The sequence below is a fragment of the Corallococcus sp. M7 genome, assembly GCF_054512695.1.
This window is the reverse complement of the sequence record NZ_CM137252.1, coordinates 2,518,454-2,540,809: the sequence shown is the minus strand read 5'-3', so window position 1 is coordinate 2,540,809 and position 22,356 is coordinate 2,518,454. Positions and strand designations below refer to the sequence as shown.

The 22,356-nt window shown below is 68.4% G+C and carries 19 protein-coding genes; 13 read left to right on the top strand and 6 right to left on the bottom strand.

Features of this window, described 5'->3' with window-relative positions; all coding sequences use genetic code 11:
- The first annotated feature begins 17 nt into the window (after window positions 1-17).
- The 6 genes from ACX114_RS10650 to ACX114_RS10625 all read left to right on the top strand — a co-directional run bounded on the left by ACX114_RS10650 (window position 18) and on the right by ACX114_RS10625 (window position 4,488).
- Complete coding sequence (locus ACX114_RS10650; RefSeq protein ID WP_459297251.1) at window positions 18-641, top strand: helix-turn-helix transcriptional regulator; 624 nt, start codon at window positions 18-20, stop codon at window positions 639-641.
- 42 nt (window positions 642-683) lie between these two features.
- Window positions 684-2,009 carry an amidohydrolase family protein gene (locus ACX114_RS10645; RefSeq protein ID WP_459297249.1) on the top strand — a complete coding sequence of 442 codons (1,326 nt, stop codon included), beginning with the start codon at window positions 684-686 and terminating at the stop codon, window positions 2,007-2,009.
- Between the two features lie 43 nt (window positions 2,010-2,052).
- Entirely contained in the window at window positions 2,053-2,406 is a 354-nt protein-coding gene (locus ACX114_RS10640; protein ID WP_459297247.1) for a hypothetical protein, read from the top strand.
- Between the two features lie 95 nt (window positions 2,407-2,501).
- Entirely contained in the window at window positions 2,502-2,600 is a 99-nt protein-coding gene (locus ACX114_RS10635) for a 50S ribosomal protein L33 (protein ID WP_459297245.1), read from the top strand.
- Window positions 2,597-3,841, top strand: a complete 1,245-nt coding sequence (gene zigA, locus ACX114_RS10630) for a zinc metallochaperone GTPase ZigA (protein ID WP_459297243.1) — start codon at window positions 2,597-2,599, stop codon at window positions 3,839-3,841. The genes ACX114_RS10635 and zigA overlap by 4 nt, the downstream gene beginning before the upstream one ends.
- Window positions 3,841-4,488, top strand: coding sequence for a DUF1826 domain-containing protein (locus tag ACX114_RS10625; protein ID WP_459297241.1), 648 nt, complete (start codon window positions 3,841-3,843; stop codon window positions 4,486-4,488). Before zigA ends, ACX114_RS10625 begins: the two co-directional genes overlap by 1 nt.
- A gap of 11 nt (window positions 4,489-4,499) precedes the next feature.
- On the opposite strand, the gene ACX114_RS10620 is transcribed toward ACX114_RS10625, so the two are convergent.
- Both ACX114_RS10620 and ACX114_RS10615 read right to left on the bottom strand, forming a co-directional pair.
- A complete protein-coding gene (locus ACX114_RS10620; protein ID WP_459297239.1) occupies window positions 4,500-5,930 on the bottom strand; it encodes a sigma-54-dependent transcriptional regulator in 1,431 nt (476 codons plus the stop codon).
- On the bottom strand, window positions 5,920-7,416 hold the full coding sequence (locus tag ACX114_RS10615; protein ID WP_459297237.1) for a HAMP domain-containing sensor histidine kinase: 1,497 nt from the start codon (window positions 7,414-7,416) through the stop codon (window positions 5,920-5,922). The genes ACX114_RS10620 and ACX114_RS10615 overlap by 11 nt, the downstream gene beginning before the upstream one ends.
- A gap of 173 nt (window positions 7,417-7,589) precedes the next feature.
- On the opposite strand from ACX114_RS10615, the gene ACX114_RS10610 reads away from it, so the two are divergent.
- The 3 genes from ACX114_RS10610 (at window position 7,590) to ACX114_RS10600 (ending at window position 10,601) form a co-directional block, all read left to right on the top strand.
- On the top strand, window positions 7,590-9,353 hold the full coding sequence (locus ACX114_RS10610; RefSeq protein WP_459297235.1) for a SulP family inorganic anion transporter: 1,764 nt from the start codon (window positions 7,590-7,592) through the stop codon (window positions 9,351-9,353).
- A 43-nt stretch (window positions 9,354-9,396) separates the two neighbouring features.
- On the top strand, window positions 9,397-9,840 hold the full coding sequence (locus ACX114_RS10605; protein WP_459297233.1) for a YciI family protein: 444 nt from the start codon (window positions 9,397-9,399) through the stop codon (window positions 9,838-9,840).
- A 167-nt stretch (window positions 9,841-10,007) separates the two neighbouring features.
- Entirely contained in the window at window positions 10,008-10,601 is a 594-nt protein-coding gene (locus tag ACX114_RS10600; RefSeq protein ID WP_459297231.1) for a hypothetical protein, read from the top strand.
- A 22-nt stretch (window positions 10,602-10,623) separates the two neighbouring features.
- Here the strand turns inward: ACX114_RS10600 and ACX114_RS10595 are convergent, their stop codons facing one another.
- From ACX114_RS10595 to ACX114_RS10585, 3 genes are all read right to left on the bottom strand, one after another.
- Complete coding sequence (locus ACX114_RS10595) at window positions 10,624-11,529, bottom strand: bile acid:sodium symporter family protein (RefSeq protein ID WP_459297229.1); 906 nt, start codon at window positions 11,527-11,529, stop codon at window positions 10,624-10,626.
- A 132-nt stretch (window positions 11,530-11,661) separates the two neighbouring features.
- On the bottom strand, window positions 11,662-12,909 hold the full coding sequence (locus ACX114_RS10590; protein WP_459297227.1) for a Kelch repeat-containing protein: 1,248 nt from the start codon (window positions 12,907-12,909) through the stop codon (window positions 11,662-11,664).
- 113 nt (window positions 12,910-13,022) lie between these two features.
- A complete protein-coding gene (locus ACX114_RS10585) occupies window positions 13,023-15,644 on the bottom strand; it encodes a hypothetical protein (RefSeq protein WP_459297225.1) in 2,622 nt (873 codons plus the stop codon).
- A gap of 483 nt (window positions 15,645-16,127) precedes the next feature.
- Between ACX114_RS10585 and ACX114_RS10580 the strand changes: the two genes are divergently transcribed.
- Window positions 16,128-16,853: an alpha/beta hydrolase family protein gene (locus ACX114_RS10580; RefSeq protein WP_459297223.1), complete on the top strand. Its 726-nt coding sequence runs from the start codon at window positions 16,128-16,130 to the stop codon at window positions 16,851-16,853.
- Here the strand turns inward: ACX114_RS10580 and ACX114_RS10575 are convergent.
- Entirely contained in the window at window positions 16,840-17,949 is a 1,110-nt protein-coding gene (locus ACX114_RS10575) for a hypothetical protein (protein WP_459297221.1), read from the bottom strand. The two genes, ACX114_RS10580 and ACX114_RS10575, sit on opposite strands and share 14 nt — an antisense overlap.
- A 242-nt stretch (window positions 17,950-18,191) precedes the next feature.
- Between ACX114_RS10575 and ACX114_RS10570 the strand changes: the two genes are divergently transcribed.
- The 3 genes from ACX114_RS10570 to ACX114_RS10560 are packed head-to-tail and all read left to right on the top strand — an operon-like array spanning window position 18,192 to window position 22,327.
- Window positions 18,192-19,340, top strand: a complete 1,149-nt coding sequence (locus ACX114_RS10570) for a hypothetical protein (protein WP_459297219.1) — start codon at window positions 18,192-18,194, stop codon at window positions 19,338-19,340.
- Between the two features lie 3 nt (window positions 19,341-19,343).
- Window positions 19,344-20,021, top strand: a complete 678-nt coding sequence (locus ACX114_RS10565) for a hypothetical protein (RefSeq protein ID WP_459297217.1) — start codon at window positions 19,344-19,346, stop codon at window positions 20,019-20,021.
- Complete coding sequence (locus ACX114_RS10560; protein WP_459297215.1) at window positions 20,018-22,327, top strand: hypothetical protein; 2,310 nt, start codon at window positions 20,018-20,020, stop codon at window positions 22,325-22,327. The genes ACX114_RS10565 and ACX114_RS10560 overlap by 4 nt, the downstream gene beginning before the upstream one ends.
- Window positions 22,328-22,356: the final 29 nt, after the last annotated feature.

The following is a 22,356-nucleotide window of genomic DNA, read 5'->3' as shown; positions in this document are numbered from 1 at the left end:
AAGGTCACGGAGGCCTCATGGCCGCCGTCCTGGAGGGCTGGGACGGCGCCGCGCAGCCCGCGCTCGAGGCGCTCCAGCGCATGGGCAGCGGCTGCAACCCGAGCATCCGCGCGCTGAGGGAGCTGCCCCCGGTGCCCGGCGCGGTCTTCACCGCGCTGCGACGGGAGCTCGTCGGAGACCGGGCCTGGTACGGCGCCCCCTATGTCGAGCACTACCTGCGGCCGACACAGCTCGACGACTCGGTGTATTCGGTCCGGTGGTCCGGAGTGCCTGGCGTGGTGCGGGGCATCGGCATCTACCGCGGGTGGAACGAGCGTCCCTTCGATGAAGCGGACCGCGAGCTGCTACACCTGTTTCACGCCGAATGTGAGGCCCTGCTCGACCTGCCGGAGCCCACGGAGGAGACGACTTCGGGCGTGCGGCTCAGGCCGCGTGAACGCCAGACGCTGGAGCTGCTCCTGCAGGGGCTCGGCGACAAGGAGATCGCCGCCCGGCTCGGCATCAGCCGTTTCACCGTGAATCAGTATACGAAGACCCTCTACCGGCGCTTCGGCGTACAGTCCCGGACAGCCCTCATCGCGAGGTTGCTCGGCCGCCAGGGCGGAGGCTCGGGCTCCAGGGCACGGCTGCCAGCATCATGAGCCGCTCGCATTCTTCCTGGGTCTGCCATCCGGAGCCATGTCTTGCCCTCCCCTTCCCGACGCCTGTTGACGACAGTCATTGGCACGTTCGTCCTGTGCTGTGTTTCCCTGCCGTCATGGGGCCAGACGCCCTCCTCCGCGGAGCCCACGCGCATCGCCCTCCGCGCCGCCAGGCTCTTCGACGGGAAGAGTGACCGGCTCCTTCCGGATGCGGTCGTGCTCATCGAAGGCTCGACCATCCAGGCCGTGGGCACCGGCCTCGCCATCCCTGAAGGAACGCGGGTCATCGACCTGGGCGATGTCACCCTGCTTCCGGGGCTGATTGACGCGCACTCGCACCTGCTGCTGGACGTCGACCCGGAGAACGGAGGCGACAGCCTCGTCACCCACGTCGCCCAGAGCAGCACCGCCGAGCGCGCGCTCCTGGGCGCGAAGCTGGGCCGCGAGATGCTCGAGGCGGGTGTCACCACGGTGCGCGACGTTGGCAACTCAGGGGTCAACGGCGACGTGGCGCTGCGCAATGCCATCCAGCGGGGCTGGGTGCAGGGCCCGCGCATCTCCGCCTGCACCCGCGCGCTCGCGCCCCAAGGCGGTCAGTTCCCCACGCTGCAACCTCCGGCGCAGTCCCTCATCGAGCAGGAGTACGTCACCGTCTCCGGTGTGGAGGAGGCCCGGCGCGCCGTGCGGCAGGCGCTCGCGGACGGCGCGGACTGCATCAAGGTCATCGTCGACAACGGGCACAACCTCCTCTCCTTGGAGGAACTGAAGGTCATCGTCGAGGAGGCCCACCGAAAGAAGCGCCCGGTGGCGACGCACACCACCACCGACGAGAGCATCCGCATCGCGGTCCAGGCGGGCGTCGACTCCATCGAGCATGGGTACTCGCTCCCGGACGACGTGCTGGCCCCCATGGTCCGCAATCGCATCTTCCTGGTCCCGACGGATGGCCCGATGGACGCGTGTGACGCCTTCAAGGCACAGCCTGTGAACGAGGCGCGCTGCAAGAAGGCCATCACCCGGGCCCAGGAACGCCTCCGCCGCGCGGTGGCCGCGGGTGTCCGGATCGCCGCCGGCTCGGACATGTACATCGCGATGCCAGGGCTGACGCGTGGCCAGGCAACAGTGAGGGTGTTCATCGCCTACGCCGAGGCGGGCCTCAAACCCGTGGACATCCTGCGTGCCGCGACCGTGAACGCGGCGGAGTTGCTGCGCATGCAGGACCAGGTGGGCTCGCTGGGGCAGAACAAGCTCGCGGACCTGCTCGCGGTGGAGGGGAATCCGCTCAAGGACATCCGGGCACTGAGGCAGGTCCGGTTCGTGATGAAGGGCGGACAGGTGGTCCTGGATGCCCGCGAGCCCAGGAAGTGACTTGCCTTTAATTGCAACCCAGTTACATTAACAAGCCCTACCCATGCGGACACGGCTTCCACATCATTGGCGCTTCGGAGCGGTGGTCCTGGCGGCCGTGTGGCTGCTCGTGCCCCTGCTGGCGCTGCTGCATGGCTCGCACGCCCATCGTTTCTGTGCCGAGCATGGGACGTTCGAGGAGGCGGACTCCACACCGGGTGACGAGCCCGGGCTGTCCGCGCATGAGGAATGCCCACTGCTCGGCCTCTGGGCGCGTCAGGGGCTGACCGTCCCGGACCAGATCTGGGTGACGGGTGTCCCCTCCGAGGCGGTGTGCCGGAGCGTGAGCCAGCCGCGGGTGCCGCCCCAGCTCGAGCCGCTGCTCATCGCTCCGAAGGGCTCGCCTCCCCGCGCGTAGTCACTGTCGTGCTGTCTCCCGGCGCGGTGCGATGGCGCCCTTCGTGCGCCCGCTCGCGCCTTCGCACCCTGACCACGCCTTGAAGGACCCGCGCCATGCCCAAGGGCAATCGCACCCTCATCCATCTCGTCTCGTTCAAGAAGTACGACCCGCGCTTCCACAAGCACGTGCTCTTCGTGGAGGGCAAGCCATGAGCGCGCCGGAGACCGCGGCCCGGCTGCCCGTCACCGTCCTCTCCGGGTTCCTCGGCGCGGGGAAGACGACGCTCCTCAACCATGTCCTCCACAACCGCGAGGGGCTGCGGGTGGCGGTCATCGTCAACGACATGAGCGAGGTGAACATCGACGCGAAGCTCGTCGGTAGCGCCGCGGCGCTGAGCCGAGTGGACGAGAAGCTCGTGGAGCTGTCCAACGGCTGCATCTGCTGCACGCTGCGCGAGGACCTGCTCCGGGAGGTCGCCCGGCTCGCGCGGGAGGGGCGCTTCGACTACCTCCTCATTGAATCCACGGGCATCTCCGAGCCGCTGCCCGTGGCGGAGACATTCACCTTCGCGGACGAATCCGGGCAGGGCCTGTCGGACGTGGCCCGGCTCGACACCCTGGTGACGGTGGTGGACGCGCTCAACTTCCTGAAGGACTGGGAGTCGGCGGACGCGCTCGCGGAGCGGGGGCTCACCGCGGCGGAGGAGGACGAGCGCACCGTGGTGGACCTGCTCGTCGAGCAGGTGGAGTTCGCGGACGTGCTCGTCCTCAACAAGACGGACCTCATCCCGGCGGAGGACGTGGCCCGCCTGGCGCAGGTGCTGCGCAAGCTCAACCCGGAGGCGAGCCTCGTCACGGCGGAGCGGGGGCGCGTTCCACTGGCGGCGGTGCTGAACACGGGCCGCTTCGACTTCGAGCGGGCCCGGCGGGCTCCGGGGTGGCTCAAGGAGCTGCGGGGCGAGCACACCCCGGAGACGGAGGAGTACGGCATCCGCAGCTTCGTCTTCCGCAGCCGCGTGCCCTTCCATCCCGCGAGGCTGTGGCGCTTCATCCACGGAAGCTGGAAGGGCGTGCTCCGCTCCAAGGGATTCTTCTGGCTCGCCACGCGCCATGACCTGGCCGGGCTGTGGGCCCAGGCAGGGGGCGCGTGCAGCTTCGAACCCGGCGGAATGTGGTGGGACGCCGTCCCCCGCTCCGAGTGGCCGGACGACGCGGAGGCGCGGGCGGAAATCGAACGCGAGCAGGTGGACCCGCATGGAGACCGGCGGCAGGAGATCGTCTTCATCACCCGGGACGCGGACCATGAGGTGATGGCGCGGCAGCTCGAGGCGTGCCTGCTGACCGCCGAGGATCTGGCGCGCGGACCCGCGCGCTGGGCCCGGATGAAGGACCCCTTTCCGGCCTGGGTGCTGGAACGGACCGGGGACGAAGCACCCGCCGGGGAGGTGGCGTGATGCGCCCTGCCCTGTCACGGCCCTCGGTGGAGGAGGCGCCGTCCGGCGCGCACCGCTTCGTGTGGTCGCCCGAGGAGTTCACCGACATCTACCACGATGGCGTCAACCTCTGCGTCTGGCGTCGGGGGCTCGCCAACCCCATGTCCGCCTGGCTCACGCGGCTGACGCGGGAGCAGCCACTGGACGTGGTCGCGCGCGTGCGCGGCGACGCACCGGACCTGCGCGGCTGTCTGCCGGAATTGCCCGGGGGCGCGCTGTTCGACGCGTGGGTGGAGGACCTGAACTTCCTGATGCGGATCTACGTCGACCTGCTCGGAGCCGAGACGCTCGGCGTGCGGCTGCACACGCTGGCGCGGGACATGTGTCCGCGCTTCCACGTGGACCGGGTGGGGGTGCGGCTCCTGTGCACCTATGCGGGCCCCGCCACCGAGTGGCTGGAGAACCCCCAGGTCCTCCGGAGCGCGCTGGGACCCTCCGGTCAGGTGGCGCGTCCGGGAGCCCCCATCCAGTCCCTGGAGCGCTTCGACGTCGCGCTCCTCAAGGGCGAAGCGTGGCCCGGAAACACCGGCAACGGCGTCGTTCACCGCTCGCCCGCCATCGCGAAGGACGGAGTGCGGCGCCTGCTCTTCTCCATCGAAGCGATTTGAAGGGGGCCGCCCTAGGCGGTTCCCTTGAAGTCAGCGGCGGAAAGTCCGTGCCGTTTGAGCAGGTCGTAGAAGTCGCTGCGGTTGCGTCCGGCCATGCGAGCCGCGGCACTGACACTGCCATTGCTGCGGCGCATGGCCTCCGCGAGGTAGGCACGCTCGAAGGCATCGCGGGCTTCGCGCAGCGAGGGCAGGTCCGCGGTCCCGGCGGGAACCCCTGGCAGCTGCGCGCTCTCGGCGGCTGGGGGCCGCTCCAGCGCCTGACCCAGGCGAGGCACATGGCGCGGCTGAAGCTCGTCCGCGCCGGCCAGGAGCACCGCGGCCTCCATCTCGTGGATGAGCTCGCGGACGTTGCCGGGCCAGCCATAGCGCTGCATCAGCTCCACCGTCGCGGGCGCCAGACGCGGCGGACGCAGGCCGTAGCGGTTCGCCGTGCGCTCCAGGAAGAGCTGCGCCAGCAAGGGGATGTCCTCGAGCCGCTCGCGCAGGGGCGGCAGCTCGATGGGCACCACGTGCAGCCGGAAGTAGAGGTCCTGACGGAAGCGCTTCGCGGCCACCTCCTCCGCGAGGTCCCGGTTGGTGGCGGCGACCACCCGCACGTCCACGGGCTCCTCCACGTCCGCGCCCACGCGCGTGAGCCGCTGCTCCTGTAGCACGCGCAGGAGCTTCACCTGCACGGACGGAGACGCCTCGCCGATTTCATCCAGGAACAGCGTGCCGCCGTTGGCCGCGCCAAACAGGCCTTCGCGCTCGCGCACCGCACCGGAGAACGCGCCCTTCACGTGCCCGAACAGCTCGCTCTCCAGTAGCTCGGGCGGAAGGGCGCCGCAGTTGACGGCGACGAAGCGCTCCTTGCCGCGCCGTGAGAGCACGTGGATCATCCGCGCCGCCAGCTCCTTGCCGGTGCCACTCTCACCGGTGAGCAGCACGGTGGCGTCGGTGGGGGCAATGCGGGCAATCACCTCGCGCACGCGCGAAATGGCCTCGCTGATGCCCAGGAGCAGGGGCTCGCCCTCCTCCCCCATGCGCCGCCGCAGCTCGGCCACCTCCCTGCGCAGAAGCGAGCGCTCGAGCGCGTGCGTGAGCTTCTGCATGAGCTCATGGTCGTGGAACGGCTTGGTGAGAAAGCCGTAGGCCCCCTCCTGCATGGCCTGCACCGCGGTCTCGATGGAGCCGTGCGCGGTGAGCATGATGACGGACAGCTCGGGCGCACGCTGCCGCGCGGCCCGGAGCACGTCCATGCCATCCATGTCCTCCAGGCGCAGGTCGAGCACCATCGCGTCCACGCGCTCCTGGGAGAGCCTGCGCAGGGCGCTCTTGCCCTCGCCCTCCACGGTCACGCGGTAGCCGCGTGAGGTCATCCGCATGGACATCAGCTCCGCGAGCTGGAGGTCATCGTCCACCAGGAGCACATGGGGCTGCTGGATGGGGGGCTCAGGCGTCAAGACGGGCTCCGGGGGACGCGGGGTCTTCAAGGGGAATCCAGAAGGTGAAGGTGGCACCAGGCCCGGACGTGTCCGCGAGCGACAGCTCACCCCCGTGCGCGGTGATCATCTCGCGCGCGATGGTCAGGCCCAGCCCCGTGCTGCGGCGCCCGCCGACCTCCAGGCTCGCGAAGGGCCTGAAGATCCACTCGCGCGCATGCGCGGGCACGCCCGGCCCCTCGTCCGCGACGGACAGCTGGACCGCGGGCACGGGATTGGCGGCGCCGGGGCGCTTGCGGCTCACCAGCTCACACGAGATGCGCACCGTCTTGCCCGCGCTGGAGACAGCGATGGCGTTGCTCACCAGGTTGGACAGGGCACGCTCGACAAGGGGGTCATCGATGGGCGCACGCACGGGCTTCGCGGCGGGTTCGTACACCAGCTGGACCTTGCGCTCGTCCGCTTCGAAGGCGAGGTCCCGAAGGACGTTCTGGACGATCTGGTCCACCGAGGCGCCGGCATTGCGTTGCAGCGGCTGGCCGGACTGCACGCGCGACAAGTCCAACACGGAGGTCACCATGCGGATTTCACGCTCGCACGCGGCCTGCGCGAGCTTCACCACCCGGGCCTGCTGAGCCGTCAGGGGGCCCGTGCTGCCATCCCCCAGCAGGGAGAGGGCCTCGCGCACCCGGGCCAGCGGCGTGCGCAGGTCGTGGGACACGGAGGCCACGAACGCGCTCTTGAGCTGATCCAGCTCCGCCAGGCGCCCACGCATCCGGTCCAGGTCCAGTGAGAGCGCGCGCAGCTCCTCGGGCCCGCGCAGCGGGGGCAGCGGGCTGAAGTCGCCCTGGCCAATGCGGCGCGCATGCGTGGAGAGCAGCGCCACCGAGTTCGACACCGCGCGCGCCTGCGACAAGGCGAGCGCTCCCGCGGCGAGGATGCCCAGCAGGCCGAAGAGCCCGCCCGAGCGCAGCGCCGCCGAGCCAATGGACCGCGCCTGGTCTTCCTTCGCCTGGATGGCCAGGCGCATGTCCCGCGTGCGCTCGGACCACACCGTGGTGAGGACCTCATCCAGTTGCAGCCGCCGCTCCCTCAGGGGAAACGACAGCATCGACTCGCAGGTGCCGGCCTGCTCCAGTTGCAGGGCGTACTGCACATAGTCCTGGGCGCTCGCCCGGAAGCCCGCGTCGAGCTGCTCCGAGCCGGCGCCGAGCGCGGTCTGGAGATCCTGTCGTGCATTCGCGACAGCGAGGTGCACGGCCGCCGCGCTGCTGTCGTGCTGCTCGCAGGCCACCACTCCGCGCCGCACCGCCAGTTCGAGCGCCCAGGCCGCGACGTACACCCGCTGCTCGCGCTCGAAGGCCGCGAGCTCCTCCTGCCCCACGCTCGCCACCACCTCGTGGGTTTGCATGAGGCCCACGGCCATCTGGGAGAACGCCGCCACCAGCAGCGCGGTGACCACCGCGTAGGACAACAGGAGGCGGGCACGCAGTCGGAGCACCAACATGGCGCGCAATCTAGCGCGCGTCCGTGCGCGCGGCCCGTCAGTTCTCACGGCCGTCTGTCGGTCCCAACAGTGTCGGTCCGGACCGACAGGGGGCTTGCTGGGAGGGACCGACAGCGGGGTCCGCTCCCCTCTGGGAGGACGTCTGGCACGGCGCCTGAAAGAGGCCGTCCTCCATGTCTTCGACGACCGCTCTCTCCAAGCGACACTTCTCGACCCGGCGTACGGGCGAGCTTCTCCAAAGCTGGCGCGAGATGGTGCAGCCCAGCAGCCTGCCAGCCGACGCGGCCGCCGGCTTGAGCGTGGCGTGTGTGGCCCTCCCGCTCAACGTCGCGCTCGCGACCGCCGCGGGACTTCCCGCGAGCGTGGGCCTTGTCTCCGGCGTGGTGGCTGGCGTCGTGGGCGGGCTGCTCAGCGGCAGCCGCTACCAGGTCACGGGCCCGGAGGCGGCGCTGCTGCCCATGGCCGCGGCCATCGTGGCGACGCATGGGGCCGTGGGCCTCGCCATCGCCACGGTGCTCGCGGGCTTCATGCAGGTGGCGCTGGGGCTCGTGCGCGCCGGACGGTTCGCGCGGCTCATCCCCCGGCCGGTGGTGATGGGCTTCACGGTGGGGATCGGCCTGCTGCTGCTCAACACGCAGCTGCCGCGGCTGTTCGCGGTGGAGGACACGCACGCGAACGCCGTGGCGCTCGTGATGCAGCGCACCTGGGGCGCGCACGTGGGTTGGCTCGGGGTCGCGGCCGGAGCGCTCACGGCGCTGGCCATGGTGACCCTGCCCAAGGTGCACAAGCGCATCCCCGCGGTGCTCGTCGGGCTGACGATTGGCACCGTGCTCATGGTCACGCTCGGGGCGGGCTACGACGCGGTGGGTGCCCTGCCGCGCTCGCTGCCCATGCCGACGCTGCCGTCCTTCGAGGGCGTGAACTTCGCGGCGCTCCTGCCGGCGGCCTTCGGCCTCGCGCTGCTGGCGTCGCTCGGCTCGCTGCTCGCGACGAGCTCGCTCGACACGCTCACCGGTGCGCGCACCCACAGTGACCTGGACCAGGACCTGATCGCGCAGGGTCTGGCCAACATCGCGGCCGGCGTGTTCGGCGGCTTCCCGGTGATGGGCGCCATCGTGCGCGCCAGCGCGTCCATTCAAGCGGGTGCGCGCACCCGCGCCGCTTCCGTTCTGCACGCCCTGTGGCTCTTCGTGGCCATGGCGCTGCTCGCGCCGCTGGTGGCGCGCATCCCCATTGCCGCACTCACCGCCATCCTGCTGGTCGTGGGGGTGCGCCTGCTCAATCTGGAGGGCCTTGTTGCCATGTGGAATCAGTCCAAGTCGACGTTGGGAGTGGTGCTCGTCACCGCGCTGGGGATCGCCATGTTCAACGTGTTTGTCGGCATCGGGGCCGGGCTCGCGCTGGCGAGCCTCCTGTACGTGCGGCGCCATGGCGCCCTGCGGCTGGAAGTGCAGCGGGTGGCGGATGCGTCGCAGCTGCAGCGCGGCCTGCACATGCAGACCCCGGAAGCACCCACGCCCCCGGAGACGCTGGACCTCATGGTGGCGCGCGTGGACGGGCCCATCCTGTTCATCAACCACCTGAAGCTCTACGACCTCGTCGAAGGTCCGCCCTGGGCGAAGCTGGTGGTCGTCGACCTGTCGCGCGTGTCGCTCGTGGACGCCGCCGGTGTGGCGACGCTCCAGTACCTGGCGGAGTTCCTCGCCGTGCGCAGCTCGCACCTGGCCCTGGTGAAGGTGCCGCCCCACCTGGAGTCCGCGCTCGAGCCGCTCGCGCAGTTCCTGCTCGAGAAGCGGATGCACGGATCGCTGGAGGGCGCGCTCCTGGGAGCGGGGCTCATGCAGCCCGCGCCCCTGGAGGAGCCGGTCGCCCACCCCGCGCACGTGTACAGCGCCGCGCAGGGCAGCGGGCTCGCGCTCGAGGGGCAGGCCCGCTAGTTCACCGCGGGACCATGGCGTGATGTGGGGCCCGCCCTCTAGCGTGCCCCACATCATGCTCACCACCACGCTGCTGCTGTTGACCCTCTCCTCCGCCCCTGCCGCGCCGGCCACGAAGCCAGCGGCCGCGGCGGAGAAGAAGCTCGAGTTCGACAAGCACTACCTCGTCCTGCTCAAGCGGGCGCCCAACGCGCCCAAGATGGAGCCTGACGCCCTCCAGAAGCTGCAGGGCGAGCACCTCGCGCACCTCACCCGCATGGGGGAGAGCGGCAAGATGGTGCTCGCGGACCCCTTCGACGAGCAGGACGATGTGGGCCTGCGCGGCGCGTGCATCTACCGCACGGCCACGAAGCAGGAGGCGCGGCAGCTCGCCGAGCAGGACCCGATGGTCAAGGCGGGCCGGCTCCAGGTGGAGGTGCTCGCCTGGTACACCGAGAAGGGCTACCTCGCCTTCCCCAAGGCACCTCCCGAGGAAGCGCCGAAGTAGCGAGCCCCTGTCAACGGCTCAAGGCAACGGCGGCAGGCTGGATGCTGTCGAAGTTCGTGTCCCAGCCGCTGCTTTCACAGCACCCATCGACGTTCGTCTCACGGTGACACCGTCCACATTGAACCCGGGCGGTGTTTCCCGGCGCCTGGCGCCGATGGGAGACGACCGTGATCCTCATCAACAACGTGGCGCATGTGCCCTCCGAGCTTGTCGAAATCATCAAGAAGGACAACAACACCCCGTGGCGGGCTTCGTATGAGTACTACTTGATGCAGATCAATGCCTCGAACTCCACGTTCACGGACTTCGGTGGCCTCATCCTGAAGTTGGGCGGTCTGGTGATGGGTGAGCCCAAGCAGGCTTCCTTCCCCAAGGAGGCGGACTACCAGCGCGCGCTGGCCAGGTACCGCGGCACGCCCCCTACCCCCAACTCCGCCATCGTCATGGCTCCGCTGACCCGACTCACCGTGAATCGCAACGACCAGGCGGCCATCGCCTACCTGCTCGACAACGGTTACTCCTCGAGTCGCGCCAACGAAGCCTCGGCCCACGGCATCACCAACCGTCAGCCCCACCAATCCGACCCGGAAACCGGTGCGCCCAAGGCTCCGGGAGTGGATGTCATTGAACTCTACATCAATGGCCCCGAGGGCCGCCGCGTCACCATCCGCACCGAGACCTTCAACAACAAACAGAAGGTCACCACCTACTACTCGTCCCGGCACGTCGAGAACACCTACGACTATCAGCGGCTGTCCTGAGCGGATACACGGGCCAGGACGTTCACGGAGCCCTGCGCGGATGAAGTTCCTCCGAGGCCGCGTTCGTGGCCTGCCTCCGGGCGACCAGGGCTCCGAAGACTCCGGCAGTGAAGAACATGATGACGCTGTAGATGGCCGCGGGAATGGCCATCACGCCGTCATTGAGCAAACGGGGACTGGAGGCAATCGCGATGGCGAGCGTTCCGTTGTGGATGCCCACCTCCATCGCGATCGCCACGGCCTGCTTGCGCTCGACGCGCAGCAGGACGGGCACCACGAACCCCACCGCCATGCTGGCCAGGTTGAAGGCCAGCGCCGCGAGCCCCACGCTCTGGAAGTACGTGACCAGTTGATCCCGCTCCTTGAGCGTCGCCGCGAGCACCACCAGCACCAGGAACAGCGCCGAGATGATGCGCACCGGACGGTCCAGGCCATCCGCGAGCGCCGGCCGCTTCGCGCGCACCCACATTCCCAGCGAGATGGGCACCAGGACGATGCCGAACACCTGGACGATCTTCGCGAACTGCAACGGAATGGCGCGCTCCTCCCCCATGAAGTGCGCCAGGGAGAAGTTCACGATGAGCGGCAGCGTGAGCAGCGACAGCACGCTGTTGACCGCCGTCAGGCTGACGTTCAGCGCGACATCGCCCTTGGCCAGGTGGCTGAAGAGGTTCGCGGTCGCACCGCCCGGCGTGGCGGAGAGCAACATCAAGCCCACGGCCAACTGGGGCGGCAGCCCAAAGCCCGTCGCGATGGCGTAACACACCGCGGGCATGAGCAGAGTCTGACACCCCAGGCCCACCAGCGCCGCGCGCGGATACACCGCTACGCGGCGGAAGTCCGCGAGGGTGAGGCTCAGCCCCAGGCCGAGCATGATCACTCCCAGGGCAATCGGCAGGAACACCTCGGTGATGGCACTGCTCTGCATGGCGGGCCCCCAGCGAAAGCACACACTCTGCCAGGAAGCCTGCGCTGACGGAATTCAGTGGCGCCCAATTCCTTACGCGCATCGCGCCCGGACCGCTCAGCGAGCTGTACGGCTGACTCCAGGACGGGGCGGTCAGCGCTTCGGCCAGGTCAGCTTCCAGAGATCATCGAAGAACTCGCTCTCGCCGCCGTCGGACGTGGCCCCACCGTTCAGGTACAGCTCGTAGGCGGTGGGCGTCTCCCGCACGAAGGAGATGCCTCCGACGCGTGGCGGCGGGATGGGCGAGCCGGAGCCGAAGGCCACCTCGGTCCACCGGTTGTCCTTCACCGAGTAGAACCACAGTTCGCTGGAGAGGCCGTCGAAGCGCTGCCCACCGAAGACGGCCAGGCCCCCATGGGCGGTGTCGAAGAAAGACACCGCGTTGTCGCGCGGCGAAGGCAGGGGCCCCGACGGCTGGAGCCGGGTCCACGTGAGCGTCTCGAGGCTCAGCGACCAGAGGTCGTTTTCGTAGTTCGTCGGGCCGAAGAGCTCCCCGGCCGGCGTATCGGGACCTTGATCCGCTCCAAGGCGGTAGCCCCCGAAGACGAGCAGCGAGTGGCTGCCCGGGTCGTACCCACCAGCGGCCCAAGCGCGAGGCGCAGGCTTCTCACCGACTGTCGTGACGAGCCTCCAGCCCGTGTCCTCGTCGTGGACGGCGACATCGTTGCGCAGGCCGGTGGGCGTCGTGGCGAATCGCGGCAGCGTGTTGCCCACGCCGCCAAACGCATAATAGGTCTTCTTGCCGGACGGGCCTGTCTGGGGAACCTCCACCACCAGGGCGGAGGAGCGGCGCACGGCGAACGGGTCTCCCAGCTTCTCGGAGGAGACCTGCTCCCAGAGCTGGCTCTGGACGTGGTAGGTCCACATCTCCGGGAACATCTGGTCCGAGCCCGTCCGGAACCGGCCCCGCCCTCCCATGATGCTCACGCAGTCCTCGCACGGACCGGGAATCATCACGGCCTCGGCGCGCGCGGCAGGCGGCGGCGATGCCAGTTTCTTCCAGGTGCCCGTGGCGATGTCGAAGGCATGGAAGTCATTGACGGTGAAGTCATCCGGGAAGTTCCCGCTCTGGCCGCCGAAGCGGTAGACGACGGACGGATCACCGCTCGTGCGGGAGAAGGAGGCACTGGCCTCCCAGAGCGCGGGCGGAAGCTCTCCCTTCTGCTCGACGGCCTCCCAGCGCGGGCTCTCGCAGAGCGGCGACGCGCTCGCGCACCCGGGCGGTGAAGGCTTGTCGGTGCCACAAGCGGTCAACACGAGCAGGGTGGCGAGGCCGCAGCCGCCGCGAAGCAGGGCCAGGCGGGAGCGTGCGTGGGAAGCAGACAGTGTCCTGATGGGCATGGCCGATGATGATGCGGCTCGAATGGCTCCGTCGAACACTTCTTCCGCGGCGAGGAGCCCCCACGAACGCGTCATGGGGGCTCCAGGATGCGTGCGTCAGCCGTACGCGCCGCTCACGGGGTGAAGACACCCGTGACGGTCATCGCCTTCGCCTCCGGGTAGCTGGAGCGGAAGGGGTGGCCCTGGAAGTCGGCGTTACCGGAGGCGCGGGCCTCGATGATGGCGAAGTAGGACTTGCCCGGCCTCAGCACACCGGGGGGCAGCCGCAGCGAGGTGCCCTCCGTGTACATCTGTGCCACCGGCCCGCCCGCGACCTGCGACGTGCGCCCCTGGGCGTTCACGAAGACCTCGTAGACGTGAATCCCATAGAAGGTCGCGGTGCCCACGGAGGGCGCCCCCCAGGCGAGTTGCGGCATCAGCCCCACGCCCGTCAGGTTCCCGGACGCGGCCTGCCCCGCCAGCGTCGCCCCGCGCGCCGGGCTCAGCCGGGGCACGACCGCGGACACCGCGAACGCGGGCATGACGTCGTTGTAGCCCACCGAAAGACGCAGGTTCAGCGGCTGGGTCGAGCCCGGCGCCATCAGCGCCACGTTGAAGGCCGTGCTGACCATCCCCGCCTGCGTGAACTGCGGATAGGGATTGCCATAGACGAATGAATAGACGCGGGAGGCGCTTCCCGCCGGCAGCGAGCAGGACAGCAGGTCCGGCGCCAGCGCATAGCCTGCCCGCGTGCCGTCGGGCACCGCGATGAAGTACAGGTCGTGACGGACCACGCTGGCGGTGGGGTGCACCTCGGTGCGCAGCGCCTCGAAGTTCGAAGAGCGCAGGTCCAGCGTGAGCGACTGGTCCCGCAGCGCGGTCATCGTGCCCGTGAAACTCGCCGTGCTCCCCTGGGTGACCACCAGCGGCGCCGTGAAGGCACGGGTGGCCGCGTTGTAGGTGATGGGCGCGCCATACGTCGAATCGGTCTTCGCGGAGAGCTGATGGAAGGTCACTGAATCTCCCGCGCTGGCGTCCACCAGGGCCGCGTTCACCATGCCCGAGTACTTCAGCGTCTGGGTCCACCGCTGGGCTCCCGCGCTGAGCGGAGTCCCCGACTGCACGAGCGCGTTCGTGCCCGCGGCGTAGAGCGCCGTGCCCGGGGAGTAGATCTCCATGAAGTCACTCCCCTGCCACGAAGCCAGGCCCTGGAGGTCCACGGAGAGGAACGTGCTCGTGTTCGCGGCCACCGGATCCGGACGCCCCTGGATGTCACTGCCCAGGTCCGGAGCGCGCGAGGACGTCACCACGTACGCGTTGCCCAACCGCAGGGTGTAGGCCCCCTGGGGGACGCCCGCGACCGTGAACGTGCCATCCGCCGCGCCCGTGCCGGGGTAGAGGACGAACGTGCCGTCCCCCTGCTCCACCAGGGCCTCCACCTCCACGCCGGACAGGCTCTGTCCCCGCGTCACGGACGCATTCCCGGTGGCGAAGTAGCGGTGGTTCACCACGCCCTGCACCGCCGTGGCGCACGCGGGGCCCGTCCAGGTGAGGGAGAAGGTCCGCAGCGCCTCCAGGCCCTCCGCGTCCGTCACCCGGGCGCGCACCACCGGCGTCATCTGCCCGTCGATGCACTCGGGAGCCGTCCAGGTGACCTCGCTGCCATCGGCGGTGGAGCTCGGCGTGCCCAGGGTGCCCACCGGCGCCTCCCAGGCGAAGCCCAGGGCGGTGCCCTCCGGGTCCATGGCGCGGACGGTGAGATGCACGGCGCCGCCCGGGCCCACGGTGGTGGTCGACTGGGACGCGTCGGTGATGCGCGGCAGCGCGTTGGGTGACACCGGCGCGCCCACGCAGATGCCCAGGTGGCCCAGGCCCTCGCCGCCGCGGCCGTCCGTCACGCGCACGGTGAGCTGGCAGTTGGCACAGGTGCTCTGCGAGGGCAGCGCCGTGGGGGTGAAGCGCGCGTTCGCGGTGCCCTCGTCCGTCCAGGTGCCCGCGCAGCTCGCGCTCCAGGCGTAGTGGAGGTTCGCCGCGGGGTCGTCGCTGTCCACGCCCTGGGCGCTCACGCCAACGGACTGGTGGGGGACCACCTGTGTCGGGAAGCCGGTCAGCGACACCACCTGCGGCCAGGAGTTGAACTGCCCGGACACCACGACTCCACCCGTGTCCGCGCCCTCCACGACAATGGGGAAGCTCACCGCGGTGGACGCGCCCAGCGGATCCGTCACCGTCAGCGTCACCGTCTGCGAGCCCTCCGTCATGGGGGCCGTCCAACGCGAGGACAGCGCCGAAGGAGTGCTGAAGGTGCCCGCCGTCGCGGTCCACGCGTACGTGAGCACGTCCCCGGCGTTCGGGTCCTCGGCGGTGGCTCGCATGTCCACGAAGCCGCCCTGCTCCACGGAGGAGCGCGACACCACCAGCGAGGTGATGACAGGGCCGGCGTTCTCGAAGTCAGGAGGCGGGTCCACCTGCTGCAGCAGGATGTTCACCTGGACCGTCTGGTTGGCGGTGATGGTGACGTCCGCCGCCTCGCCCCGGAAGAGGAGCTTCGCGCTCGCGTCATACGCGAAGGCCCGGAAGCGGCGCCCGGTGCCGGCGGGAAGCTGGCTCATGAGGACCGTCCACACCGAACCGTCCTGCGCGAGCTGCACGGTGAGCTCCGGCTGGCCCGGGCCATCCACCGTGAGGTCCACCCGCTGCACGTCGGAGGCGCTCACCCCCTGGTGCACGGCGACGACGAGCCGCGCGGCGCCCACGTTTTCGGGCTGAGGCTTTGTGGGAGCAGCCGCATCCTGACAGGCGGCCAGGGTGAGCAACGCGGACACGACGACCAGGAACCGCCCCCATGCGGGTGGCGGAGCGCGAAATGGCATTTGAGGTGACATGGCTGAGCAGAGGTGAAGCGGAAGTCCCGCGAGGTCTTCAATCCAGACAGGCGACGTTTTCGTCGGTGAGACAAAACAACCCGTTGCATGGGTCGAACAGCATGCTCACGCGGGTGCGGACCCTGTGTTTGCGTACAATGCCACGATGCATGGTTCCCCCTCTGGCGAAGGCAACGAGGACCCGGCGGCCCCGCGTTCACCCCACACCCACGGCGCGCGTTCTAGCAAGCCATCTCAGACGGTCAATAGCACCCGGAATCACGGTCCGTCTGGCCTCACGGTGTCTCCAACGACTCAATCCCTGGATTCACGCGTTGGATGACTTGAAGGTCCATGCGCTAGAAGAGCCGGGCCATGAGCCTCCACACATCGCGCTTCGTCCTGGCCCAGGTCCCCGTGCTGGGCGTCCACCAGGGGTCGAGGGAAGAAGCACTCCGCCGGGGCGTGGTCCTCTTCTTCCACGGACTGGGCGGGGGCAAGGAGGTCCACGAGCGAGAGCTGCGGCTCTTCGCGGAGCAGGGGCTCTTCGCGGTGGGGGTGGACGCCGTGGGGCACGGCGAGCGCCGCTTCCCGGACTTCGACGCGCGCTTCGCCGAGGGGAATCCCCGCGGGATGGAGGAGCTCCTCGACGTGGTCGAGTCCACCGCGAGCGAGGTGCCCGCCCTGCTCGATGCGCTGGTGAGTGAGCACGGCGCCGACCCGGCTCGCCTGGGAATCGGCGGTGTCTCCCTGGGCGGATACATCACCTACGCGGCGCTCATGCGGGAGCAGCGGCTGTGTGCCGCCGTGCCATTCCTCGGCTCACCGGAGTGGGGCCTGCCCAGGGCGGCGAGTCCACACCGTCACCTGGAGCGCTTCTTCCCCACGGCCCTCTTCAGCCAGACCGGAGGGCGGGACGACGTGGTGCCTCCCGGCCCCGCGAAGGCGCTCCACGCGCGGCTGGAGCCGCTCTACGCCCAGGCCCCGGAGCGGCTGCGGTACCGCGAGTTCCCGGAGTCCGGCCACATGATGCGAGAAGCGGACTGGCAGGAGGCGACGCGCGACGCGGCGGACTGGCTGTCACGCTTCATCGCGAGCTGACGCCGCACGTGGCTTCGTACTCCTGGAGCCTGCGCTCGAAGCGCTCGCGTTCGGGAGCGGGCCACTCGCCGGGCATCTCGTCCAAGGCCTGTCGTTGCGCGGCCAGCGCCTCGGGACACTGATGCAGCCCGAAGTGCGCGGCGGCGGCGGTCTCCAGCACGTAGGGATTGGGGTACTCCCGTTGCGCGGAGTCATGCAGCGCGGGGCGGATGGCCGTCAGGGCCGCCGCGTACTGCCCTGCCTGGACCTGCCGCCACGCCTGCTCCGTGGCGAACCACCGCGCCCGGGGTGCCAGCGCGTACGCCCGTTCGAAGACCGCCGGATACTCCGGAGCCTGGGGCTCGTGCAGGGCGAGCTGCTTGGCCAGGTTGGTCCAGGCCGACGAGCTCTCCGGGAAGCGGGACACCCTCAGCCGGGCCCATCCCATCCTCTGCGCCAGGGGCAGCTTGTATTTGGAATTCCCTCCTCTGCTGCATGTGACGGCGAACATGTACGTCGAGGCGAACCGGTGGCCAGCGAGCGTCGCGGGCCGGAAGGGATGCGCGCCCAACTGCTCGATGAAGCTCCGTGAGAACTCGCGCGTCCCATCCTCGATGACATCGCAGCCCTCCATCCGTCCGTCCGCGGCGATATGGCATTGGAGGACGACCACCGCGAACTCGACGCCGCCTGGAAGCTTCTCGACCTTCGGGTACCGCAATGGGTGATCGCTGCGTTGGGGAGCCTGGAACTCCTTCTCCAGGTACGTGCATGCCGGCTCATGGCCCGCGTCACAAGCAGCCCGCAGGTCCTCCAGGACCCGGAGGACCTCGCCTTCCGTGGGCTTGCCCTTCAAGGTCTGGATGACTTCAGAGTGGACGAGGGCCGCCTGTCCGGCATCCAGCTCCAGGGCCGGAGCAGCGGTCTGAGCCAGACGGGGAAAGGGCTCCCCAATGTTCTCCACATCGAGGAGATGCGGATAGGAGCCCTTGTGCCGCAGGTAGAACTCCATCGCCAGGTCCATATGACCATGGCTCGCAGTGGGAGGAGGAAGGCCGTAGTGGCTGCATCCGGACAACAGCCCCAGCCCTGCAAGAAACGCCAAGCACCCGCGCATGGGCGCGCACTCTAGGCGTGCCCTCGTCCTGACGGGAATCGCCGCCCGGTGTGGGAGCTAGCACCGGGAGAACGTGCCCATGAGCAACGGCCTGCACGAGTGCATGGCGATCATCCGCGGAGAGCAGCCCGAGCGCGCTCAACTGGACCAATGGATGGACATCAATGCGTTTGATGTCTCCCGATGTTGCACATGGCGGTTCCCAATGTGCATGCATTGGATGAAGCCGGAAGGGATATGCCATGGTCATCTGCTTCGAATGCTCGCATGAAACGCGGCGAGCGCTCGACGCCCTGTTGGGACAGGGTGTCTACGCCAGCTATCAAGACGCGATCCAGTCGGCCATCCAGAACCTCTTCGTCCTCATCACGGAGGTCCGGACTCGGGGCGTCGCCATTCTCCACCCTCCCGGCATGCCGGTCCCCGGAGGTCCGCCCCCGGAACAGGAAGGCGCCCGGCGGGCACCTCCCAGCGAGCTTCCATCCCGCCGCGAAGAGCCCGCGTTTGCGAGTGCGCCGCCGGCAAGCGAGTTGGTCGAGCCACGGGTGCGCATTCCCTCTCTCTTTTCACTCGAAGGCCTGGCCAAGCCTCCCGCGACCTTCGCGCAGGTGGGCCAGACAGCCCCTGGGTTGAGCGAGTGCCCGGATTTGGAGGGGTGGCTCTGGGGCCAACTCAACAGGCTTCTTCCGGGCAAGGCGAGCTGCCGTGCACTCGCCCATCTCCATCAGATACATCCCGACGGCATCCGGCTCGATGAGGCCGCGGAACATATTGCCCGAAGCGCCATGGCACTCGGTGGGCAATTGGCGGAATGGGACAAGCGTGCACAACGCGCACGCGATGACTGGCTCGCCACGGCCTTCCCCGTCCGGACTGGCGATCAGTGGAAGGGCCTGCGGCGCTACGCCAACCAGTTCGTTGGGGCCCTGTCCCAGGCCGGTGAGATGACGGGACTCCTCGCTGGGCTCAAGCTGGCTGGTCCTGTCGGGTCGGACCGGATCTCACTGACGGAACCGGGTTGGCGTTTCGCGCTCCTCTCCAGTCCGGTCCTGGATGGAGGAGAGCACGGCTCGAACGCGCGATTGGGCCCTGAAGAACAAGCCTTGCTCCTGGCACACATCGTCCGTTGGGTGCCCATTGAAGCGTGGGCCTATCGGGCTGTGCTGCGGGCCATCCGGGACGGAGCTACCACGCCGGAGGCGCTGGACAGGGAACTGGCGCAACGTCATTCGCGGCGCGCGCTCAAGCCAACCTTCATTGCCACCCAGCGCTCCGGGGTCATCTCCAGGATGGCGGACCTGGGCCTCGCGAACCGGGTCCGAGAGGGAACCCATGTTTCCTATGAGGTCACCCCAGAAGGATGGACCTTCCTGCACGAAAGGGAGGGATGAGCCATGGCGAGCGCAAAGGGCAACCGGGAGCTGACGAACGTCGATCTGGTCGTCTACGCGCTCGGACTGCTCGACGGGGCCAGGCACCCCATCCACAGTGAGGAGATCGCCGCGAAGGCCTTTGAACTGGCCCCGGACCGTTTCTGCTGGAGGCTGCCGAAGTATCGGCACTACCCGGACAAGTACATCGCGAAGACCGCACTGGAGGACGCGAAGAAGCGCGCACTGGGGCACCTCGTGGCTGGCAGCTATGCCGTGGATCCCAGGAAGGATGGATGGAGGCTCACCACCGAGGGGGCCCGTTGGCTGCAAGCCAATGCGCAGTGGCTCCAGGACGAACTGCGAGATCATGAGACCTCGGAACAAGCGCCTCGGCACATCCTCCCCAAGCAGGATCTTGAGCGCTTCCGGCGGCAGATCTACCCACACCCGCTCTTCAGCTCCTTCCGTGGAACAGCTCATGTGTCGGAGGAGGATTGGTACCAACTCGCCGACCTCCTGCACATCCGGCCGGATGCCTCACAGGAAGTGGTCAGGACCCGCTTCGACAAGCTTCGGTCCCTCGCGGAGCTCACGAGCGACGCGGACGTCATCCAGTTCCTCGAGGCCTGCGCCCGGACTTTCCCCCAGCTCACCGAGGTGAGCCCCAACCCGTCCCCCATCCGGGAGGAATCGTCATGACCCTCGCCATCGGAAAGGCTGTCGATATCCAGGTTGACCGCCGATACCTGCTCTTCAACCGTAGTTACGCGATAGGCGACGTTTACGACGCACTGGCCGAACTCCTGACCAACGCCGACGACTCGTACGACCGCCTCTTCCAAACCCACCACCGGGATCGGGATGGCGGCCCCATCCTCATTGAACATCACGAGAGGCGCGGCGGCCTACCCTCCTCGCTGATCATCCGAGATCAGGCCGAGGGCATGGACGCCAGGGACATGGAGCGAAAGCTTGGCCACCTCGGAGGACGCCAGAGCGCGGAAGGCAATCGCGGCGTCATGGGGCGTGGCGCGAAGGACTGCACGGCGCTCGGAGACCTCACCTACGAGTCCATCAAGAACAGCCTCTATTACAAGTGCAAGCTCGGCAGGGACCTCAAGCTGACGCTCCTGGTGGATGGAGCCAGGGCCACGCAGAAATTGCGCGAAAGTCTGGGGGGAGTCAGAGGGAATGGAACCTCGGTCACCTTGGTGCTGGACGAGAACGTGACGTTGCCGAGACTCGACAGCTTGTTCGAGAACCTTCCCCTGCACTTCGCATTGCGTGACCTGATGGCCGAAGACTCGCCCACGGTCGTCACGCTCCGGGAGCGAGGCAGGCCCAGCACCGTGCGGCGGCTCATCTCCAGGCCCCCCGAGGGACGGCTCGTCTACCAGGAGACGTATCCGGTCGAAGGCTACGCTGGGGCGAAGGTCCGCGTGTCCATCTTCAGGGCGCCCGCGCCCTTGACCGATGAACGGTCCCGGTTCCAGCAGACGGGGCTCCTGGTGAAGAGCACCCGCGCCATCCATCAGAACATCATCTTCGAGGAGCTGAAGAAGGAGCCACGGATTGCGTACTTCTTCGGCCGCATCGAGTGCCCCGACATTGATCGGATGCTCCGTGAGTATGACGAGCGACTTCGTAGGCGAAAGACCCACCCGCCTAACAATCCGACCACCATCATTGATCCGAGCCGGCGTTACGGGCTTCAGCTCAGCCACCCCTTCGTTGACGCCCTCTTCCGCAAGCCGCGCGAGGTGCTGCGGGATCTGCTGGCCAAGGAGCACGAGTCCGAGCGTGCCCGAAGCGAGGACATCAGCAGCGAGGACACCCGGAGGAGACTCGACAAGTTGGGAGAGATGGCCAGCCGCTTCCTGTTCTCACGGACGGAGGAGCGCCCCGGGCCCCTCCCTGATGAGGCGGGGCCAGCTCCAGGCCCCGCTAGTGAATTGTCCATCTCGCCGCTCGCCACGGCTCTCCGGGTAGGGGATGAACGCGAGTTTCTGATCTTCGCTCGGACGTCGCGGTTCAAGCCGGGCGATGTGGTCACGGTCAACTGTAGCGACCCGGAAGCGCTTCAACTCGACACGGAACGGGTTCATCTGGTCGCGGCTCAAAGGGATGAGGCGCGGCTCTTGGGTGTCTTCCACGCACGAGGGATTCGACCTGCAGTGGGAGTCGTTGTCACCGCGATGGCTGGCGGGCTCACGGCACGGGCTTCCGTCAAGGTGATTGGAGCCGTGTCACTTGACCATCTCTTCGGGACGCCGCTGGAGTTTGACCGCAAGACGTACTCAGTCCGCGTAGGCCAACAGCGACGCTTGAGGCTTCTTGCTCGCTGGCCCCAACTCATCTCCACGGACACCCAGGTCATCCTGCGTTCCCATGATGAGGACAGGGTGGTGGTGCTGGGGGACTGCTGGCTGCGCCCCGTCACGGGGACCAACTATGCGGAAGGGCGAGTGGTCGTCGAAGGAAGAAGGCCCGGTTCAACGGTCGAGATTGAAGCGAAGGTGAAAGGGCAACTGGCCACCACGCAGGTCCACGTCTCCAAAGGCGGCATCCCGCGCATCGAGATCAAGATCGTTCCCGAGGACTACGTGCACTACCGAGCCAGGTGGGCCAGCAACGAGAACAAGCCCTGGCTGCTGAAGATCGCTGGACGACATCCCTCCATCGCGCGCTATCTGGGCTCGGCGGAAGATGGCTACCCGGGCCAGGGTTCACTCCACTTCCGTGCGCTCCTTGCGGAGATTGTAGCATACAGCGTCTGCCACCGCTCCCTGACGGAAGATGCACAGGCGCAACCAGCTGACTTTGAATGGGAGGGAAGCGTGGCCGACATCGCGGAAGGCGTGCTCTACGAACTCAATAAACGATTGAGCCGCTTCCTGGAAACAGCCCATTCCATCATGCTGAGCGAAGCGGACCTCCGGACTGACGACCCGCGGATTGCTTCACCTTCGGGGACCCGGGGACGGACTTCTGGGGTACCGCACTGACAGGCGGGCGGCGGCGTCGCGAACGGACG